Annotated in this window: 19 protein-coding genes and 1 tRNA gene; 9 read left to right on the forward strand and 11 right to left on the reverse strand. The window is 69.4% G+C overall.

The features are described from left to right. Positions 1-3: 3 nt before the first annotated feature. Positions 4-1518, reverse strand: a complete 1515-nt coding sequence (locus DY023_RS05615) for an ABC transporter substrate-binding protein (RefSeq protein ID WP_116241357.1) — start codon at positions 1516-1518, stop codon at positions 4-6. Between the two features lie 43 nt (positions 1519-1561). After that, positions 1562-2473 (reverse strand): alpha/beta fold hydrolase, encoded by a 912-nt coding sequence (locus DY023_RS05620; protein ID WP_116241358.1) that lies wholly within the window; start codon positions 2471-2473, stop codon positions 1562-1564. Positions 2474-2630: 157 nt separating this feature from the next. On the opposite strand from DY023_RS05620, the gene DY023_RS05625 reads away from it, so the two are divergent. After that, complete coding sequence (locus DY023_RS05625) at positions 2631-3335, forward strand: tyrosine-protein phosphatase (protein ID WP_116241359.1); 705 nt, start codon at positions 2631-2633, stop codon at positions 3333-3335. A 56-nt stretch (positions 3336-3391) separates the two neighbouring features. Further along, on the forward strand, positions 3392-3856 hold the full coding sequence (locus DY023_RS05630; protein WP_116241360.1) for an SIP domain-containing protein: 465 nt from the start codon (positions 3392-3394) through the stop codon (positions 3854-3856). On the opposite strand, the gene DY023_RS05635 is transcribed toward DY023_RS05630, so the two are convergent. From DY023_RS05635 to DY023_RS18365, 4 genes are all read right to left on the reverse strand, one after another. Next, positions 3835-4284 carry a Fe-S oxidoreductase gene (locus tag DY023_RS05635; protein ID WP_116241361.1) on the reverse strand — a complete coding sequence of 150 codons (450 nt, stop codon included), beginning with the start codon at positions 4282-4284 and terminating at the stop codon, positions 3835-3837. The two genes, DY023_RS05630 and DY023_RS05635, sit on opposite strands and share 22 nt — an antisense overlap. Further along, a complete protein-coding gene (locus DY023_RS05640) occupies positions 4281-5078 on the reverse strand; it encodes an arginase family protein (protein ID WP_116241362.1) in 798 nt (265 codons plus the stop codon). The genes DY023_RS05635 and DY023_RS05640 overlap by 4 nt, the downstream gene beginning before the upstream one ends. A gap of 66 nt (positions 5079-5144) precedes the next feature. Next, complete coding sequence (locus DY023_RS05645) at positions 5145-5891, reverse strand: PspA/IM30 family protein (RefSeq protein WP_116241363.1); 747 nt, start codon at positions 5889-5891, stop codon at positions 5145-5147. A gap of 57 nt (positions 5892-5948) precedes the next feature. After that, entirely contained in the window at positions 5949-7916 is a 1968-nt protein-coding gene (locus DY023_RS18365) for a TPM domain-containing protein (RefSeq protein WP_116241364.1), read from the reverse strand. Between the two features lie 134 nt (positions 7917-8050). Between DY023_RS18365 and DY023_RS05655 the strand changes: the two genes are divergently transcribed. Genes DY023_RS05655 through sufU form a run of 5 tightly spaced genes read left to right on the forward strand, consistent with a single transcriptional unit; the run spans position 8051 to position 12230 of the window. Continuing rightward, positions 8051-8893, forward strand: coding sequence for a DUF3097 domain-containing protein (locus DY023_RS05655; RefSeq protein WP_116241365.1), 843 nt, complete (start codon positions 8051-8053; stop codon positions 8891-8893). 22 nt (positions 8894-8915) lie between these two features. Then, a complete protein-coding gene (gene trmB, locus DY023_RS05660; RefSeq protein WP_116241366.1) occupies positions 8916-9635 on the forward strand; it encodes a tRNA (guanosine(46)-N7)-methyltransferase TrmB in 720 nt (239 codons plus the stop codon). Continuing rightward, positions 9632-10450 carry a CPBP family glutamic-type intramembrane protease gene (locus DY023_RS05665; protein WP_116241367.1) on the forward strand — a complete coding sequence of 273 codons (819 nt, stop codon included), beginning with the start codon at positions 9632-9634 and terminating at the stop codon, positions 10448-10450. Before trmB ends, DY023_RS05665 begins: the two co-directional genes overlap by 4 nt. Positions 10451-10488: 38 nt before the next feature. After that, positions 10489-11787, forward strand: coding sequence for a cysteine desulfurase (locus DY023_RS05670; RefSeq protein WP_116241368.1), 1299 nt, complete (start codon positions 10489-10491; stop codon positions 11785-11787). Then, positions 11787-12230 (forward strand): Fe-S cluster assembly sulfur transfer protein SufU, encoded by a 444-nt coding sequence (gene sufU, locus DY023_RS05675; protein WP_116241369.1) that lies wholly within the window; start codon positions 11787-11789, stop codon positions 12228-12230. The genes DY023_RS05670 and sufU overlap by 1 nt, the downstream gene beginning before the upstream one ends. Positions 12231-12237: 7 nt before the next feature. Here sufU and DY023_RS05680 read toward each other — a convergent pair whose 3' ends face one another. Then, positions 12238-12906, reverse strand: coding sequence for a DUF2510 domain-containing protein (locus tag DY023_RS05680; RefSeq protein ID WP_116241370.1), 669 nt, complete (start codon positions 12904-12906; stop codon positions 12238-12240). A 65-nt stretch (positions 12907-12971) separates the two neighbouring features. Continuing rightward, positions 12972-13562: a CueP family metal-binding protein gene (locus tag DY023_RS05685; protein ID WP_116241371.1), complete on the reverse strand. Its 591-nt coding sequence runs from the start codon at positions 13560-13562 to the stop codon at positions 12972-12974. A gap of 109 nt (positions 13563-13671) precedes the next feature. On the opposite strand from DY023_RS05685, the gene DY023_RS05690 reads away from it, so the two are divergent. After that, positions 13672-14058 carry a DUF1304 domain-containing protein gene (locus tag DY023_RS05690; protein WP_116241372.1) on the forward strand — a complete coding sequence of 129 codons (387 nt, stop codon included), beginning with the start codon at positions 13672-13674 and terminating at the stop codon, positions 14056-14058. A gap of 34 nt (positions 14059-14092) precedes the next feature. Then, a tRNA-Arg gene (locus DY023_RS05695) sits at positions 14093-14165 on the forward strand. A gap of 46 nt (positions 14166-14211) precedes the next feature. On the opposite strand, the gene DY023_RS05700 is transcribed toward DY023_RS05695, so the two are convergent. The 3 genes from DY023_RS05700 to DY023_RS05710 are packed head-to-tail and all read right to left on the reverse strand — an operon-like array spanning position 14212 to position 16977. Continuing rightward, complete coding sequence (locus DY023_RS05700) at positions 14212-15033, reverse strand: SGNH/GDSL hydrolase family protein (RefSeq protein WP_181905733.1); 822 nt, start codon at positions 15031-15033, stop codon at positions 14212-14214. A gap of 25 nt (positions 15034-15058) precedes the next feature. Beyond that, positions 15059-15970, reverse strand: a complete 912-nt coding sequence (locus DY023_RS05705; protein WP_116241373.1) for a carbohydrate ABC transporter permease — start codon at positions 15968-15970, stop codon at positions 15059-15061. Then, entirely contained in the window at positions 15967-16977 is a 1011-nt protein-coding gene (locus DY023_RS05710; RefSeq protein WP_425453432.1) for a carbohydrate ABC transporter permease, read from the reverse strand. Before DY023_RS05710 ends, DY023_RS05705 begins: the two co-directional genes overlap by 4 nt. Positions 16978-17043 lie beyond the last annotated feature (66 nt).

Raw genomic sequence — 17043 nt, forward strand, 5'->3', positions numbered from 1 at the left:
GCGTCAGTCCTCGGCGCGCGTGACGCCGAGCAGGTCGATGCGCGAGTTGATCGAGTCCTTCGGGAAGCCCTTCACGACCGGCAGCAGGGCGGTGAGCGTGGCGCCGTTGTACAGCCAGTCGGCGGCGTCGTCCTCGGACACGATCTTCGCCGCCTGTGCGAGCAGGTCGGCCGACTCGTCCGGGTCGAGTTCCGCCATCGCCTCGGCGTACAGCTGCTGCACCTCGGCGTTGTCGTAACCGAAGTAGTAGTCCGGGTTCGCCCAGTTGCCGAAGTCGCGCGGCTCGACGTGCAGCACGAAGCTCAGCTCGTAGTCGTGGTTCGTGTAGACGTCCTCGAGCCAGGTCGGGAACTCGACGCGGTTCACCTTCAGCGTGACACCGACCTTCGCGAAGTCGGAGATCAGCACCTGGGGCACGGTGGTGCCGTAGAACGTCGGGATCGTCAGCGTCAGGGTGAGATCCTTCTGGCCGGCCTCCTCGAGCAGCTCCTTCGCCTTCGCCGGGTCGTAGGGGACCTGCTCCGAGAGGTCCTGGTAACCGGGGTCGAGCTCGGGGATCGGGCCGAACATCGTCTCACCGGCGCCGACGGCCTCGACGAGCGCCTCGTGATCGATGGCCAGGCGCAGCGCCTCGCGCACCTTCTCGTCGTCCAGCGGCGCCTTCGCGTTGTTGAACGCCAGCGTGCCCTTGTCGGTGGTGCGACCGGTGGTGACCGTGAACTCGCCGGTCTCCTTCAGCTGCTCGACCAGGTTCGGGTCCACGGCGGTGAGCACGTCGAGCGTGCCGTCAAGGGCCGCGTTGACCCCGGCGGTGAAGTCGGGGATGTAGTGGAACACGACCTGCTTCACGCCCGCCTTGTCACCCCAGTACTCGTCGAAGCGCTCGAAGGTGATGCTGGCGCCCTTCGACCAGCTGCCGAGGGTGAACGGACCTGTGCCGTTCTCCGCCGTCTTGAGGTCGGTGGTGTCCCCGTTCTTGAAGACCAGGCCGGCCCGTCCGGTGAGGGAGAACAGGAAGTTCTGATTCGGCTCGGTGAGCACGATCTGCACGGTCTGCGGGTCGGTGGCCGTGACCGAAGCCACGCCCGCGAAATCGCCGTGGCCCTGCACGCTCTCGTCGGTCCGCACCGCCTCGTACGACGAGACCACGTCGGCGGAGGTCAGCGCCGTGCCGTCGTGGAACGTCACGCCCTCGTTCAGGGTGAAGGTGTAGGTCAGCCCGTCGGAGGACATCTCGTAGTCGCTGGCGAGGCGGTTCTCGATCTTGTTGTCCTGCGTGCGGGTGACCAGACCCTCGTAGATGTTGTCGAACAGGATCTGCTCGAGTGCCGCACCGCTGGTGTGCCGGATGTCGAGATTGGACGGCTCGAGCACGAGGCCGACGGACAGGCTCGCGTCCGGGTCGGGCTTGCCGTCCGATGTCGGCTTCGGCTCTGCCGTGCCGGTGCAGGCGCTGAGGGCGAGCGTGACGGCGGCCAGAGCGCCGATCAGCGCGAGGCGGGTGGGGCGTCGGAACATGTGCGGTCCTTTCAGACGGCAGTGCTGTGTGCGTGCGGAAGGGTCAACGTCGGGCGGCGTCGACGGATTCCGCGATGAGGGAGGCGAGGGCCGCGGGTGCGGTCTCCTGCACGTTGTGGGTCGCGTCGAGAGTGCGGATCGCGGCATCCGGTCGGCGGCTCCGGAACTCGGCCACGTCGTCGTCGGCGACGAATCCCCTGGTGGCGCGGACCAGAGTGAGTGGAGCGATCACGCCGGCCAGGTCGGCCCAGCTGCGATCGGATGCGAGGATCGCTGCGCCGGCATCCGGAGCAGTGCTGAGAGCTGCGCCGGCGAGATGCGCGAAGTGGTGCTTCCACTCCACGCGGCCGTCGTCGCGGACCCGCGTGTTCAGGAACACACCACGCTCGGTCTCGGGGCGAGTGCTGCCGAAGCCGAACGCCATCGCGCGATCGACGGCGTCGTCGACAGACGCGAAGTCCGTCTGCTGGTAGAACTCGCCGAGCACCGACGGGGCGGCGTCGCCGCGGACCCCGGCCGTGATGTCGACGATGACCAGGTCCCGCACGATCGCCGGGTGGCCGGCGGCCACCGCGACGGCGGTCAGCCCGCCGAGGGACTGCCCCACCAGCACCTGAGGAGCATCGGTCCAGGCGTCGAGCGCGAGAGCGACGTCGGCGGCGAGGGTCTGAGGGCTGTAGTCGAGGTCGTCGCGCCAGGAGGAGTCGCCGTGGCCGGCGAGGTCGATGGCGAGGGCGGGCCGCTGCAGGAGCAGCACCGTGGTGTCCCAGGTGTGCGCGTTCAGGCCCGCTCCGTGCAGCAGGGTCACCTCCGGGCTGCCGTCGCCGTAGCGGATGGCGCTGAGGGTGCGGCCGTCGGGCAGGGGGAGGGTGAGTCGTTCCGCGCTCGGCGCGGCGACGCCCAGAGCGGCGGCCTGACCGGGAAGGTAGCGGAACTCGCTGGTGTCGTTCTCCACGGCTGTATTCTCCTTCCTGGACAGCTTCCCGCGGAAATGCGAATGCAGATCGACAAGTCCAAGCGATCTGAATAGTGCGTAATGCAAAGGGTGGGCATCCTTGATTTGTCTATCTGTGTGCGGGATGGTGATGGCTCAGAGTTCATAGGATGGACGTATGAGCGTCCTCCAGATCCCCGGCGTCGCGAACATCCGCGACGTCGGAGGTATCGCGGCGGGCACTTCGCGGGTGCGCGAAGGCGTGCTCTTCCGCTCCGGCAACCTTGCGCACCTCACTCCCGAGGGGGACGGGATGCTGCGTGCGCGAGTGCGCAGGGTGATCGACCTGCGCGACGACGGCGAGGTCTCCGCGGAGCCCTCGATGCTGCGCGACGTGCCGACGACGCGGGTGCCGCTCTTCATCGGCTCCGTGGCATCGTTCTTCGCCGAGGATGTCAGCCTCGCCGGCATGTACCGGCACCTCGTCGACGATGCGACACCGCGGCTGATCGATGCCATCCGCGTGATCGCTGCGGGGGATCCGACGCTCGTGCACTGCACGGTGGGGAAGGACCGCACCGGGGTCACGGTCGCGCTCGCCCTCTCGGCGGTCGGCGCCGATCGCGAGCAGGTCGTCGCGGACTACGCGCTCACGGCCTCGCAGCTGCCCGAGGCGCGGACGCGCTCGGTCGTGCGCTACCTGCAGTCCAGGCATCCGGATGCCAGGAACGCGATCGACCTGGCGACGGCGTCGCCTGCGCCGGTGATGCGCGATCTGCTCGCCGGCATCGAGCGGCAGCACGGATCGGTTGCGCGCTATCTGCGCGAGGGCGGGCTGACGGATGCCGAACTCGATGCGCTCGGTCGCGCTCTCGTCGAATAGCCGCCTCCGCCATCCAGGTTAGGTAAGCCTTGGCTGGGTGCTATGATGGGTGAATCATGCGAACCACCCTCGACGCCGCCACTTCGCGGTCCCAGCGCCGCGAGGCCCGTCGTCGTTCGCATCACCTGGTCACGGCCGATGAGAACTCTCTGGCCGAACTCGAGCTGTTCATCGCGACCCTGCCGCTGTGCGCCTCGGGGCGTATCTTCATCGAGGTGCCCGACGCATCCGACATCGGCGAGATCTCCGCTCCGGGCCGGATGACGGTCACGTGGCTCGCCCGCAGCAGCCGCACCGGCGCCGCCGGCAGCGGCCGCCTCTGCGCCCCGGGACAGGCGCTTGCCCGCGCGACCTGCGCGTGGGCGGACGAGATGCTCTGCGGCGACCGGATCGAGACGCACGTCACCCTGCTCGGCGGATTTCTCGGCACGGCCGACATCGTCGAGCATCTGACCGATGCCGTCGGGATGGATGCCGCCGCGATCAGCGTTCCGGAGAACTACGGCCTGCTGACGCGCTGACGGCGCACGTACCCGCCGTCCTCGAGCCCCGCCTCGATCTCGAAGCGGTTGCGCAGCGCATCCCGCCCGGCGAACAGGTAGAGCACAGGCATGAGGAAGCCGTAGCGCAGCCACTGCGCCCTGTGCACGGCCTCGTGCCGCAGCACGGCCTCTCCGGGGGTGCGGTCGCCGGTGAGATAGCAGCCGCCCACGCACACGCCGCCCCTGGCGAACGTCCACTCCGGCATGCCGCGGAACACCCAGAGGCCGTTCCGGCGCTCGACGGGTCCGGTGCTCCACAGGGAGCCCCACACCCAGCCGACGGCCGTGCCCCACCAGTAGCCGACGCGGCTGATCGGGGAGCGCAGCAGGAACGACGGGATGCGGCGGTCGAAGCGCCGTCCGCGGGCGAGTGCCTCAGCAGCAGCCGGACGCCAGTCGTCCGTCACGCCAGAGCGCCGATCAGGCGCAGCACGGCGCCGAGGTCGTCGACCGCGGCGGCGGGGGTGCGCGGGGCGAACCCCGCGATCGTCGCGCCCGCGAGAGGGATCTCCTCACGGAGGCGCCGGATGGCCGCCGCGAGCTCGGTGGCGGAGACGCCGAACGGTGCGGCCTCGGAGACACCGGCGAACTCGGCGGGATCGATGACATCGACGTCGATGTGCACCCATACTCGCGAGGCACCGGTGGACCGGACGGCCTCGAGCACGGCATCCGCGCGTCCGAGGTCCTGCGGTCCGATCGTGGTGAGCCGGGCGAGCTCGCCTTCCTCTTCGCCATCGACGGCGCGGACGCCCACGGCGACCACGCGGTCGCGGCGTACCCCGGGGGAGAGCGCCAGCTGAGGTGCGCCCTCGCCGAGCACGGCACGCAGCGCCATGCCGGAGAACGCGCCGGAGGGTGAGCTGTCGGGGGAGTGCAGATCGGGATGCGCGTCGCACCACAGCACAGCGACATCCGAGGTGTCGGTGGCGGCGAGGGCCGCGACGGTCACGCTGCAGTCGCCGCCGATGACGACGGCGCCGTCGGTCCATGCATCCTGCAGGGCGGCGCGAACCCGCAGCAGCGAGCTGAGACGGTGTACGCCGCTGCCCAGTGATTCACCGGCCTCGAGCGGGACGTCCAGCGTCGTGGTCGAGGAGCGGGGGAGATCACCGGCGATGGCGGCGGCGCCGTCGGTGAGGAGCATTGCCCGGGCGGAGGGGGAGCCCTGCCACTGCGGGACGATCAGGAAGTCGGTCATGTCAGTCGGGGGATCGGGTGTACGGGGAAGCGGGTGGGTGCCGCTGCACGGCACCCACCCCTGGTGTCACTCGGCTTCGAGAGCCGCCTGCGGCTTCGGCGAACCGCCGGCCTTCAGCTCGGCCAGCCGCGCCTCGACCTCGGTGAGCTCACCGAGGTCTTCGAGGCTCTCGAACTGCGCGTCCAGCGTCGAGGCCGCGATCTCGGCCTTGCCCTGGGCGAGTGCCTCCTGGCGGCGGATCTTGTCCTCGAAGCGGCCCAGTTCGCTGGTGGGGTCGAGCACGTTGATCTGCTTGACAGCGTCCTGGACCTTGTTCTGGGCCTCGGCGACCTTGGCGCGCGCAAGCAGTTCGCTGCGCTTGCTCTTGAGCTGCTCGAGCTTGTCCTTCATGCCGTTCAAGCCGTTCTTCAGCTTGTCGACGATCTCGGTCTGCGCGGCGATCTGGGGCTCGGCCGCACGGGCCTCGCGCTCCTCACTGATCTGACGCTGCAGGGCGATCTTGGCGAGGCTGTCGAACTTGTCGGCGTCGGCGATGCTGCCCGCGGCGCGGAGCTCGTCGGCCTTGCGGCTGGCGGCGAGGGCCTTGTTGCCCCACTCCTTGGCGGCGCGCACGTCCTCTTCGTGGTCGCGCTCGAGCAGGCGCAGGTTGCCGATGGTCTCGGCGATCGCGGACTCGGCGTCGGCGATGTTGTTGGTGTAGTCGCGCACCAGCTGGTCGAGCATCTTCTGCGGGTCCTCGGCGGAGTCGAGGAGCGAGTTGATGTTCGCCTTCACCAGTGTGGAGATGCGCCCGAAGATGGATTCCTTGGCCATGGTGTGTTTCCTTTCGATACGGAAGGGTCTGTGGGTCGAGAACGAAGTCTGTGCAGGTTAGAAGCGGCCCCCGCTCGTGCCGGAGAAGCCGCCGCCGAAGCCGCCGGCCGAGAGACCGCCGCCCCCGCCGCCGAAGCCCCCGCCTCCGAAGCCGCCACCGCCGCCCCAGCCGCCTCCGCCGCGGTTGCCGCCGCCGAGCAGCTGGCCGATCAGCACGCCGCCGAGCACCGCGCCGAGGGTGTCGTTGCCGCCGCTACCGGTGCCGCCGCCCCAGGAGCCGGTGTCGTTCTGTGCGAGGCGCAGGGCCTCGGCCGCCATGCGGTCTGCGCGCTGCGCTAGGGCGAGCGCCTGCTGCGGGTCCGTGTCGGCGAGGCGACGCGCCTGGTCGCGGTTGGACTGCGCCTCGGCGAGTCGGGTGCGGGCGGTGGAGCTGATCGCCCCGCGCCGATTCAGGATGAAGCTCTCCGCGGTGGCGATCTGCACGTCGGCCCGCTCCAGCGCGCTGCCCAGCAGGCTCCGAGCGTGGGCGATTCTGGCCTGCTCATCACGCACCTGCTGCACGACCTGGTCGATGGCGGTGTTCGCGGCATCGAGCACACGCAGCGCGTCGATCGGGTTGCGGGCGCCGGTGCCGAGCAGCCGCTGCGCGTCGGCGAGGTGCTGCGTCGTCGACGCGATCGCCTGAGCGACGTACCCCTGCGTGTCCGGAAGCGCCCGCGCGGTCTGCAGGTCGCCCTGCAGCTCGGCGACCACGGCCGTGCCGCGCTCGTCAGCGGCCTTCAGATCGTTCGCGAGCTGCTCGACGGCGTCCTCCAGCTGGGTGGCCTGCTGGACCGCGCCCTCCGCGGCACGGATCGAGACCGCGGCATCCCCGGTGCGGCCGGCTGCGATCTGCTGGTCGGCGGCGGTGATCTGCGCGTCGGTGAACGCCATGCGCGAGCGGGCCTGAGCGGTGTTGTCCGCGACGGCGGAGATCGCCGCCGCGGCGTAGGTCGCGCCCAGCGCGGTGAAGATCTGATCGGCGCGGTCGATCTCGGCCCCCGCTGCGGCGCGCAGCCGGCGCACGTTCTCCAGGGCCGCGGGGGCGTTCTGCTCGAGCTCGCGCAGCTCATCGAACGCCGCCTTGCGCTCCTCGAGCGACTGCGTCGATTCGGAGCACAGTTGGATGATCGTCTGGTTCCAGGCGATCCGCTCCTGGTCGGAGTCGGGGATCTCGTCGTCGAGCTTCTGCTGCAGCGTGAACGCCTGGTCGAGGTCGGCTCGGGCGGTCTGCAGCGCCGCGACGAACTCGCCGATGGCGTCGTCGCCGAACTGCGCCCTGGCGTACTCCAGCTCCTGCTCGCTGGACTTCACGACGTCGTCGGTGCGCACCAGCGCGATCGACGCCTGCTGGGCAAGCTCCTCGAGCTGGGCCTCACGGGCGGCGCGTTCCGCGGCGCGCTTGCGGTTGCGACGCACGAGCAGGATGACGACGAGGATCACGACGGCCGCCAGCGCCAGGAGCCCGAACACCGTCCAGCCGCGCGCGGCGGCGGCCGGGCCATCGACCACGATCTCCTGCACCTCGTCGGCGGCGGCGTCGATCGCGCCCGCCCAGTCGTCCTGCCGCAGCGACGGGATCATGGCCTCGGTGACCCGTGCGCGATCGGCGACGGAGACCTCGCCGCCCTCGGTCCTCCCGCCCATCGCGAAGACCCGCGTGTCGGTCGCCACGGCGACAAGGTACTGATCGTTGTTCAGACCATTGCTCTCGGCCGCTCTGCTCACCCATTCGCTGTCGCTCGAAGGGTTCGTGAACTCCGGCACGAAGACGAAGAACAGCCCGACGCCGGTCTGCGCGTCGAGCGCGGTGAGACGGGCCTCGGCCGCGGCCTCATCCGCAGGGGTGAGGACATCACTGACGTCGGTCACGTACCGGCCGGGATCCAGCGGCGCAGGATCGGTGGCGGACGCGGATCCGGTGGCGAGCCCGGAGCCCAGGAGCGCGAGCAGCAGGCTCACCACGATCGTCCAGCGAGTCCGCATCCTGCTCCCTCCGCCCCGATGAGCACGCCCCACGGCACGAGTCTATGCACTGGCGCCGACGGAGCACAGCGGGCGGGCGCAATCGCCGTTCGCCCTGCGCGGAGCGGCGTCGGGCGACGCATACCCTTGAGGGCATGGAAGACCGGTACGGATCGGATGTGCTCGCCGCAGGCTGGCGCGAAAAGGGATTCAAGAAGTCGGCGGATGTCCCTGCGGAGGCCGATCTGGTGGTCGAGGTCGCCGACGACGGGTATTGCGGGGCGGTGATCCGCGTCGAGGCGGGCATGGTCGAGCTCGAGGACTGGAAGGGCCGCAGGAGGATGTTCCCGCTCGGCGCCGGCTTCCTCATCGACGGCGAGCCGGTGCGGCTGGTGCATCCCTCGGCGAAGTCGTCGGGCCCGCGGCGCACGGCGTCCGGCTCGTTCGCCGTGGCCGACAGCAGGGCGAGGACGGCCCTGCCCAGCCGCATCCTCGTCGAGGGCAGGCACGACGCGGAGCTCGTCGAGAAGGTGTGGGGCGACGACCTGCGGCACGAGGGCGTCGTCGTCGAATATCTGCAGGGCATCGACCTTCTCGACGAACTGCTCGCGGAGGCACCGCCCACCGCGCAGCGGCGCTACGGCGTGCTCGTCGACCACCTGGTGCCGGGGTCGAAGGAGACTCGCATGGTCGAACAGATCCTGCGCGGGCCGCACGGCGCGCACCTGAAGATCGTCGGTCATCCGTACATCGACGTCTGGCAGTGCGTGACGCCGGCCGCCCTCGGCATCCGCGCCTGGCCGGTGATCCCGAAGGGCACCGACTGGAAGACCGGCATCTGCCGGGCTTTCGGCTGGCCGGCGGAATCGCAGACCGACATCGCGCATGCGTGGAAGCGCATCCTGTCACGCGTGTCGACGTATCGCGACCTCGAGCCGTCGCTGCTGGGCAGGGTCGAGGAGCTCATCGACTTCGTGACGGAGCCCACGGGCCGCTGAGCCGGGCCGGTACCCTGGAGGGATGTCAGAACCCCGCACCTTCCGCGACGAACCGGTCTCGTTCGTCCGCCGCTCCGGTCGCATGTCGGAGGCGCAGGAGCGGGCGTTCGAGGAGCTCGCCCCGCACTACCTGCTCGACGTGCCCCGCGACGTCGCCTGGACGTCGGTGCACCCCGAAGCCCGGCTCGACCCGGCATCCGAATACGGTCGTGAGGCGCCGCTGATCGTCGAGGTCGGTTCGGGCCAGGGGCACGCGATCGTGCACGCTGCATCCTCTCGCCCCGACGACGACTTCCTCGCCGTCGAGGTGTTCCGTGCCGGCCTCGCCCGCACCATGCTCGACGCCGACAAGGCCGGCGCGCGCAACCTGCGCCTCGTCGAGGCCAACGCGCCCGAGGTGCTCTCGTCGTACCTGCCGGCCGGCGCGGCATCCGAGGTGTGGATCTTCTTCCCCGACCCGTGGCACAAGAAGCGTCACACCAAGCGCCGCCTGGTGCGCCCCGGCTTCCCGCAGACCGCCGCGCGGGCGCTCGCCGTCGGCGGGATGCTGCGCCTCGCGACCGACTGGGAGGACTACGCGCTGCAGATGCGCGAGGTGCTCGACGAGGCGCCCGAGTTCGAGCGCGCGTTCGAGGGGGAGTGGGCCGAGCGCTTCGACGGTCGCGTGATGACCGCTTTCGAGCGCAAGGGCATCGCGAAGGGCCGCGACATCCGCGACCTCGCCTACCGACGAGTGCAGTGACGCGCAGCGCCTGGCAGAGCCTCGGACCGGCCGCGCTCGTGTGTGCGGCGGCGCCGGCGTTCTTCGTGCTGGGCTGGACGGTCCTCGGCTGGGCGCTGCTGGCGGCCGGCGTGGGCATCGCGGCGCTCGTCGAGCGCAGGCGTGTCACCGCCGCCGAGCCGTCCCTGACCAGGGACCTCGCGCTGATCGGCCTCGGCATGCTCATCGTGCATTCGATCCCGCTGGCGGCGGAGCTCGACGACGGCGCGATGCTGCGCTTCACCCTGGCGCTCGGCGGGGCGGTCGTCGTTCCCTACTTGATCTCACGTTTCGTGTTCCGCGATCGGGCGATCTCGTTCCCGTGGCGCACCGGGAGGCGCTGGGCGCCGTGGCAGTGGGTCTGGCTGGTCGCGGTGATCGTCTTGGGCTGGCTGATCCTGCCGTTCTACTTCATCACCAGCGGGGTCTACCTGAACTGGCCGGTCGTCGACAGCCCGGAGCTCATCGGACGGCTGTTCCTCGGTGTCGGCGCCGTCGGCATCTGGGACGAGTTGTTCTTCATCTGCACGGTGTTCGCGCTGCTGCGCCGGCACCTGCCGGAAGCGGCGGCGAACGTGCTGCAGGCGGCGGTGTTCGTGTCGTTTCTCTGGGAGCTGGGCTACCGGGCGTGGGGGCCTGTGCTGACGATCCCGTTCGCTCTGCTGCAGGGCTGGATCTTCCTGCGCACCCACTCGCTCGCCTACGTGGTCACCGTGCATCTGCTCTTCGACGCGGTCGTGTTCGCGGTGCTCGTGCACGCGCACAACCCGGGGATGCTGCCGATCTTCCTGCTCTGACGGAGCCACCGCCCTCCGGCGGCTGAGAGGATTGATGCATGGACATCCGCACCGCGACCGCTGCCGCGCTGACCGATCAGGAGGTCCTCCGGCTGCGCGAGGACTTCCCGATCCTGCAGAGCGAGGTGAACGGGCATCCGCTCGTCTACCTCGATTCCGGAGCGACCTCGCAACGCCCCTTCGCGGTGCTCGACGCGGAGCGCGAGTTCGCCACGACGCTGAACGCCGCCGTGCACCGCGGCGCGCACACGCTCGCCGCCGAAGCGACCGTCGCCTTCGAGGACGCCAGGGCCGCCCTCGCGGAGTTCATCGGGGCCGACGAGAACGAGGTCGTCTGGACCTCGAACGCCACCGAGGCCGTGAACCTCGTCGCCTATTCGCTGTCGAACGCCTCCGCCGGACGCGGCGGCCCGGAGGCCGATCGTCTGCGCCTCGGGCCTGGTGACGAGATCGTCACCACCGAGATGGAGCACCACGCCAATCTCATCCCGTGGCAGGAGCTCGCGGCGCGCACCGGAGCGACCCTGCGCGTCGTGCCGCTCGACGACGACGGAGCGCTGCGCCTCGACGTCGCCGCCGAGCTGATCGGCGAACGCACCCGCCTGGTCGCCGTCACGCACGTCTCCAACGTGCTCGGCGTGATCAATCCGGTGGAGCAGCTGATCGCCGCGGCGCACGCCGTCGGCGCCCTCGTGCTGCTCGACGCCTGCCAGTCGGCGCCGCACCTGCCGCTGGACGTGCACGCGCTGGGCGTCGACTTCGCCGTGCTCTCCGGTCACAAGATGCTCGGCCCGACCGGCATCGGGGCCCTGTACGGCCGCCGCGAACTGCTCGAGATCATGCCGCCGTTCCTCACCGGCGGTTCGATGATCACCACCGTGACCGCCACCGAGGCCGAGTACCTGCCGCCGCCGCAGCGCTTCGAGGCCGGCACCCAACGGGTCTCGCAGGCGGTCGCGCTCGCCGCGGCCGTACGGTACCTGCAGGACGTCGGGATGCCGCGGATCGCCGCGCACGAGGCCGAGCTCGGCGCCCGGCTGGTGGCGGGACTGTCCGCGATCGACGGCGTCCGCGTGCTCGGCGCCGGCATCGACCTGCCCCGCGTGGGACTGGCGAGCTTCGACATCCCGGGCATCCACGCGCACGACGTCGGGCAGGTCCTCGACGACGCCGGCATCGCCGTGCGCGTCGGGCACCACTGCGCCCAGCCGCTGCATCGTCGCCTCGGCGTGACGTCGTCGACGCGCGCCAGCACATATCTGTACACGACGGGGGATGAGGTCGATCAGGTGATCGACGCGGTCGCCCGCACCATCGACTTCTTCCGGAGGGCATGATGGCCTCGTCCGACCTGCAGGGGCTCTACCAGGAGCTCATCATGGATCACTCCCGAGCTCCGCACGGCTACGGCCTGCGCCCGGCCGTGGCGGCGCAGTCGCATCAGCTGAACCCGACCTGCGGCGACGAGATCACTCTGCAGGTGCATGCCGCCCCAGACGGCACGATCGAGGCGATCGCCTGGGAGGGGCACGGATGCGCGATCTCACAGGCATCCGCGTCTCTGTTCGCGGAACTCGTCGAGGGGCTGCCCGTCGCCGACGTCGAGCACCGGATCGAGGTGTTCCGCGAGGCGATGCGCTCGCGCGGGAAGATCGAGCCCGACCCCGAGCTGCTCGGCGACGCCGCAGCGCTCGGCGGGGTCTCGAAGTACGTCGCCAGGGTGAAGTGCGCGATGCTCGCCTGGGTCGCCGCGGAGGATGCGCTGCGCAAGCTCGCCTGAGGCGGGTTCAGGAGAACTGCGTGACGGTCTGGAACATCTGCTCGTAGAACGACGGGAACACCGCGAGCATCCACACGATCGGTGTGAGGAACGTGGCGGCCATGATCGCGATGGCCGCCCACATCGGAGCCTGGCCGGTGCCCGCCTGGCGGCGTACCACGACGGATCGGCCGATCGGGTACACGGGGCTGAGGAAGTTCCACGCCCAGTGGAACCGGCGCTGATAGCCCAGCGCTCCGAGATCGCGGTGATCGAGGTAGGCGAAGAGGACTCCGGCTCCGTACAGCAGCAGGCTGACGAACGAGAGCAGCATCGTCCCCAGCATCATCCCGTTCGACCACGCGACCAGCCCCGACAGGTTCGCCGCGTCGGTGGCGTACGGATCGGTCGTCATCAGAGCGAACGACGACAGGTACTGCTGCATCAGCTGCTGCATGAGCACGAGCTGCACGACGGTGAGTGCGAGAGTGGCCAGGGGCACGGCGACGACCGCCCAGATCCACGGCGTGCTCGTTCGGGTTCCCTCGGGGACCTGGGGGTACGGCTGAGGAGCGGCAGGGGCCGGGGGAGATGCGGGCATCGTGCTCGCCGTCCAGACGGTGCCGTCCCACCAGCGCAGCATGCCTGGAGCGTCGTCCGGGTACCAGCCGGGAGGTGTGGGCGGGGCGTACGTCATGGGGGTCCTCTCGGTCGGCAGGCGTGAGCCCACGCTACCCGGTGCGGCGGACTCGCCCGCGGCAGTCAGGTCAGCTGGAGCGTCGTCAGGCAGGTGGGGGCGTCCGCGTCGGTCGAGAACTGCTGGCCGGCCTGGCGGCCGTCGTGCTCGACGGTGATCGTGCCCCGGATGTCGCGCGGCAGCCACAGCCCGACGAATCCGTTGTCGTTGGTGGTGTGCATCTCGTCCATCACGACGGAGCCGTCGGCGTCCGTGACGATCACACGGACATCGGTGTTCCGAAGCTCGCCGAGGCAGGTCGTGAGGCTGTGGAAGAAGCAGTCGTGGGTGCGATCGGCATAAGGGGCGACAGAGGCGTAGAAGAGATCCTCTGGCAGCGGCAGGGATGCCGTCCGTCCGGCGTCGTCCGAGAGTTCGAGGCGGTCGGGTCGCACAGCGGCGATGAGGTCCGTCGGGCGCTCGGCCACCGGCAGCGCATCGAGCCGGTCGACGACCGTGCGGGCGTCGAGGCCGTCCAGGTCGTGGTCTGCGAGCAGAGCGGATGACGCCGCCGAGGCATCCGGCGCGGTGTCGGTCACCGGCGCGGAGCATCCGGCGAGGAGCAGAGCGGCGAGTGCGGCGGAGGCGAGGGCAGGAGCGAGGCGGCGGGCGATCATTCCACGAACGTAACCGAATACCCTATGTGGGTATCGAGAAGCCATCGGACGCAGTGCTCCGGATTCGCACGCGTTGCCGTGCACCCCGCAGGGGCACCAGAATCGGGTCATGCTGATCGCCGGACTGATCCTCGCCGCGGCCGCCGCGGCGTTCCACGTGTTCATCTTCGTGCTGGAGTCGCTGCGCTGGACCGAGCCGGCGACGCGACGCATCTTCGGCGTGCGCTCCGCTGAGGACGCCGAGACCATGAAGCAGCTCGCCTTCAACCAGGGGTTCTACAACCTGTTCCTCGCAGTCGCGGCGCTCATCGGCGTGGTCCTCGTGATCGCCGGGCAACGAACGGCGGGGGTGACGCTGACGCTCGCCGGAACCGGCATGATGCTCGCCGCCGCACTGGTGCTGGTGCTCTCCGATCGCAGCAAACTGAGGGCGGCGGCGATGCAGGGCGGGCTTCCGCTGCTGGCGGTCGCGGCGCTGGCGATCGGGTGGGCATGAGCGGGCCCCGGTAACTGATAGGCTCGTCAGGTTCGCCTCCGTAGCTCAGCGGATAGAGCGCCGGTTTCCGGTACCGTAGGTCGCAGGTTCGATTCCTGTCGGGGGCACGAACGAGAAAGGCCGTCCTGCAGGACGGCCTTTTCGTTGACGTGGCTACTTGCCCGGCGCCACCGGCTGCACGGTCTCAGCGGGCTCCACCGCCACGGTCACCGGCGCAGCAGCCATCTCCCTCAGCGCGGCGGCGACCTTCTCGGCCAGGTACCGGTGCCCCTCGTTCGAGGGGTGATCCCTGCCGATGCCGGTGTCGATGATGCCGGCGTAGTTCTGCGGGGTGATCCATTCCTCCTGCACGGGGGAGATGTACCACCAGCCGCGCTGGGCGGCGAGCTCCTGCAGATCGCGATCGATGCGTGCGGTGGCCTTCTCCACGGGCAGCACCTGCGGAGCAGGCCCGAGCACCACGATCCGGGCATCCGGGTAGATGTCCGCGAGTCGATCCCAGGCGGCGTCGACCGCGGGGCGGTAGCCCGCCGCAGGCAGGCGTCGATCGTTGATCGACCCCTCGATCACGACGAGGTCGGGCTGCAGCAGCGGATCGAGCCCGTCGATGCGCGGTCCGTACGCGGGGCCGTCGAGACCGGGCTTCAGATAGCCGCTGCCGCGCACGCCGTCCACGATCGTCGTCCCGTCCATGAGATCGGCGAGCCGGTACGCGTAGCCGTCGGTCGGCGGCGTCGCCGCCGACCCGTAGGTCCACGAGTCGCCGAAGACGAGGATGCGGGGATGCTCGGGCAGCACCAGGGGAGCGGGCGCCTCGGCGTTCGCCGCACCCGACGCCGCGGACAGCGCCACGGGGTCGGGAGCCTGCGGGCGCAGCATCCCGAACCCGATCGACGCCGCCGTCACGAGGACGGCGGCGCCGATGAGGATCGCTCCGCGCAACGAGGTGCGTGGACGACGGGATGGCGGAGTCATGATCCGAGGATAAGCGCTCCGCCGGCTACTTGGACGTGCCCTGGGACACGGATCCCTGCAGCTGGCGCTGGAACAGGATGTAGACGATCAGCACCGGGATGATCGTGATCATCACCGCGGCGAACATCTGGCCGAAGTCCAGTGCGTAGCCCGCGGACGACGCGTAGGACGCCATGCCCTGCGAGAGCACGTAGTTGTCGCGGTTCGTGTTCAGCGAGATCGGGAGCAGGAACTGGTTCCACAGACCGAGGAAGTTCATGATCGCGATCGCCGCCATGCCCGGCTTGGCCATGGGCAGCATCACCTGGAAGAAGGTGCGCCACTCGCTGGCGCCGTCCACGTAGGCGGCCTCCTGGATCTCGTACGGCAGTGACTTGAAGAACGAGTACAGGAAGAACACCGTGAAGGGCAGAGCGAACGCCACATAGGTGATGATCAGGCCCGGCAGGGTGTTCAGCAGCTGCATGCCCTGCAGGATGAAGAACAGGGGCACGATGGCGAGGAACACCGGGAAGGTGAGCCCTGCCAGCATCAGGTAGTAGATGATCCGGCTGCCGGGGATCGAGAACCGGGCCAGCACATAGGCGCACATGGCGCCCAGGATCATCACCAGCACCAGCGAGCAGCCGACCACGATGACGGTGTTGACGAACATGCCGCCGAAGTTGTTGTCGACCCAGGCGCTGATGTAGTTGTCGAAGTTCCAGTTCTCCGGCAGCCCGAAGGGCGAGGCGAAGATCTCCTTGGTGGTCTTGAACGAGCCGATCAGGGTCCACACCATCGGCAGGATGACGATGACCGACCAGATCGCGAGGATGACGTGGGATGCTCCGCCGACGACCTTGTCACCGGTGGTCGACTTCGTCGTGTGGATCTCCTGCGGAGCGCCGGACTTCTTCTTGTCGATCGTGACAGCGGCGCGCGTGTCGGTGCTCATGCGCGTCCTCCTTCATCCTTGCCGCCGATCAGGCGGAACACGCCGATCACGAGGGCGGCGAACAGCAGGGTGATGACCGCGAGCACCACGCCCATGGCGGTGGCGAGGCCGAACTGGCCCTTCTCGAATGCGGTGCGGAACAGGTACTGGCTCATCACCAGGGTGCTGTTCGAGGGGCCGCCGGTGGAGTTCAGGCCGGCCATGTAGACGAAGGCGTCCAGGGCCAGGATCCCCAGGTAGATGTAGGCGGTCTGCACGTTGTCGCGCATCTGCGGAAGCAGGATGGAGGTCACGGTGCGGAACCGGCCTGCGCCGTCGATGCGGGCGGCTTCGAGGGTCTCGCCGGGGATGCCCTTGATCGCGGCGATGAACAGGATCATGTAGAACCCGACCATGCTCCAGACGATCACGAAGATCGTCGCTCCCATGGCGGTGGACTGCTCACCCAGCCAGGCCCACTGGTTGTTGTCGATGCCCAGGGCGCCCAGGACGCCGTTGAGCAGACCGGTGGGCGCGTAGATCATGCTCCACAGGATCGCGATGACGATGGCGGGGATGACGTACGGGAAGAACGACACCACCCGGTAGAAGCTCGAGCCGCGCAGTCCGCGGACGTTGCCGTGGCTCGGGCCGCCGACGGTGATCATGCTCGCGAAGATGAGGGCGATCACGATCGTGATCAGGGGCACCACCACGGCGAGCAGGATGTTGTTGCCCATCGCCTGCAGGAACGTGGGGTCGTTGAACAGCTTCACGAAGTTCTGCAGCCCGATGAACTGCATGTCCGGCGAGAAGCCGGTCCAGTTCGTCATCGAGTAGTACAGGGCCTGGACGAACGGCGAGATCACGAAGACCAGGAAGATCACCAGCGGAAGGACCAGGAACACCAGCAGGAACGATGCGTAGTCCCAGGTCAGCTTGCGAGGGAGCCCCGCTCGGGGCGCCCTGCGGCGCCCCGAGCGGGGTGCGGACACCGTGACGGTGTCCGCACCCTCGAGAGAGGGGATGGTGCTCACTTGATCTCGATCTTCTCGATGGAGGAGTCGTTCGCGATCTTGTCCACCAGCGCCTGC

The sequence above is a fragment of the Microbacterium bovistercoris genome (assembly GCF_003387575.1).
Lineage (GTDB): Bacteria > Actinomycetota > Actinomycetes > Actinomycetales > Microbacteriaceae > Microbacterium > Microbacterium bovistercoris.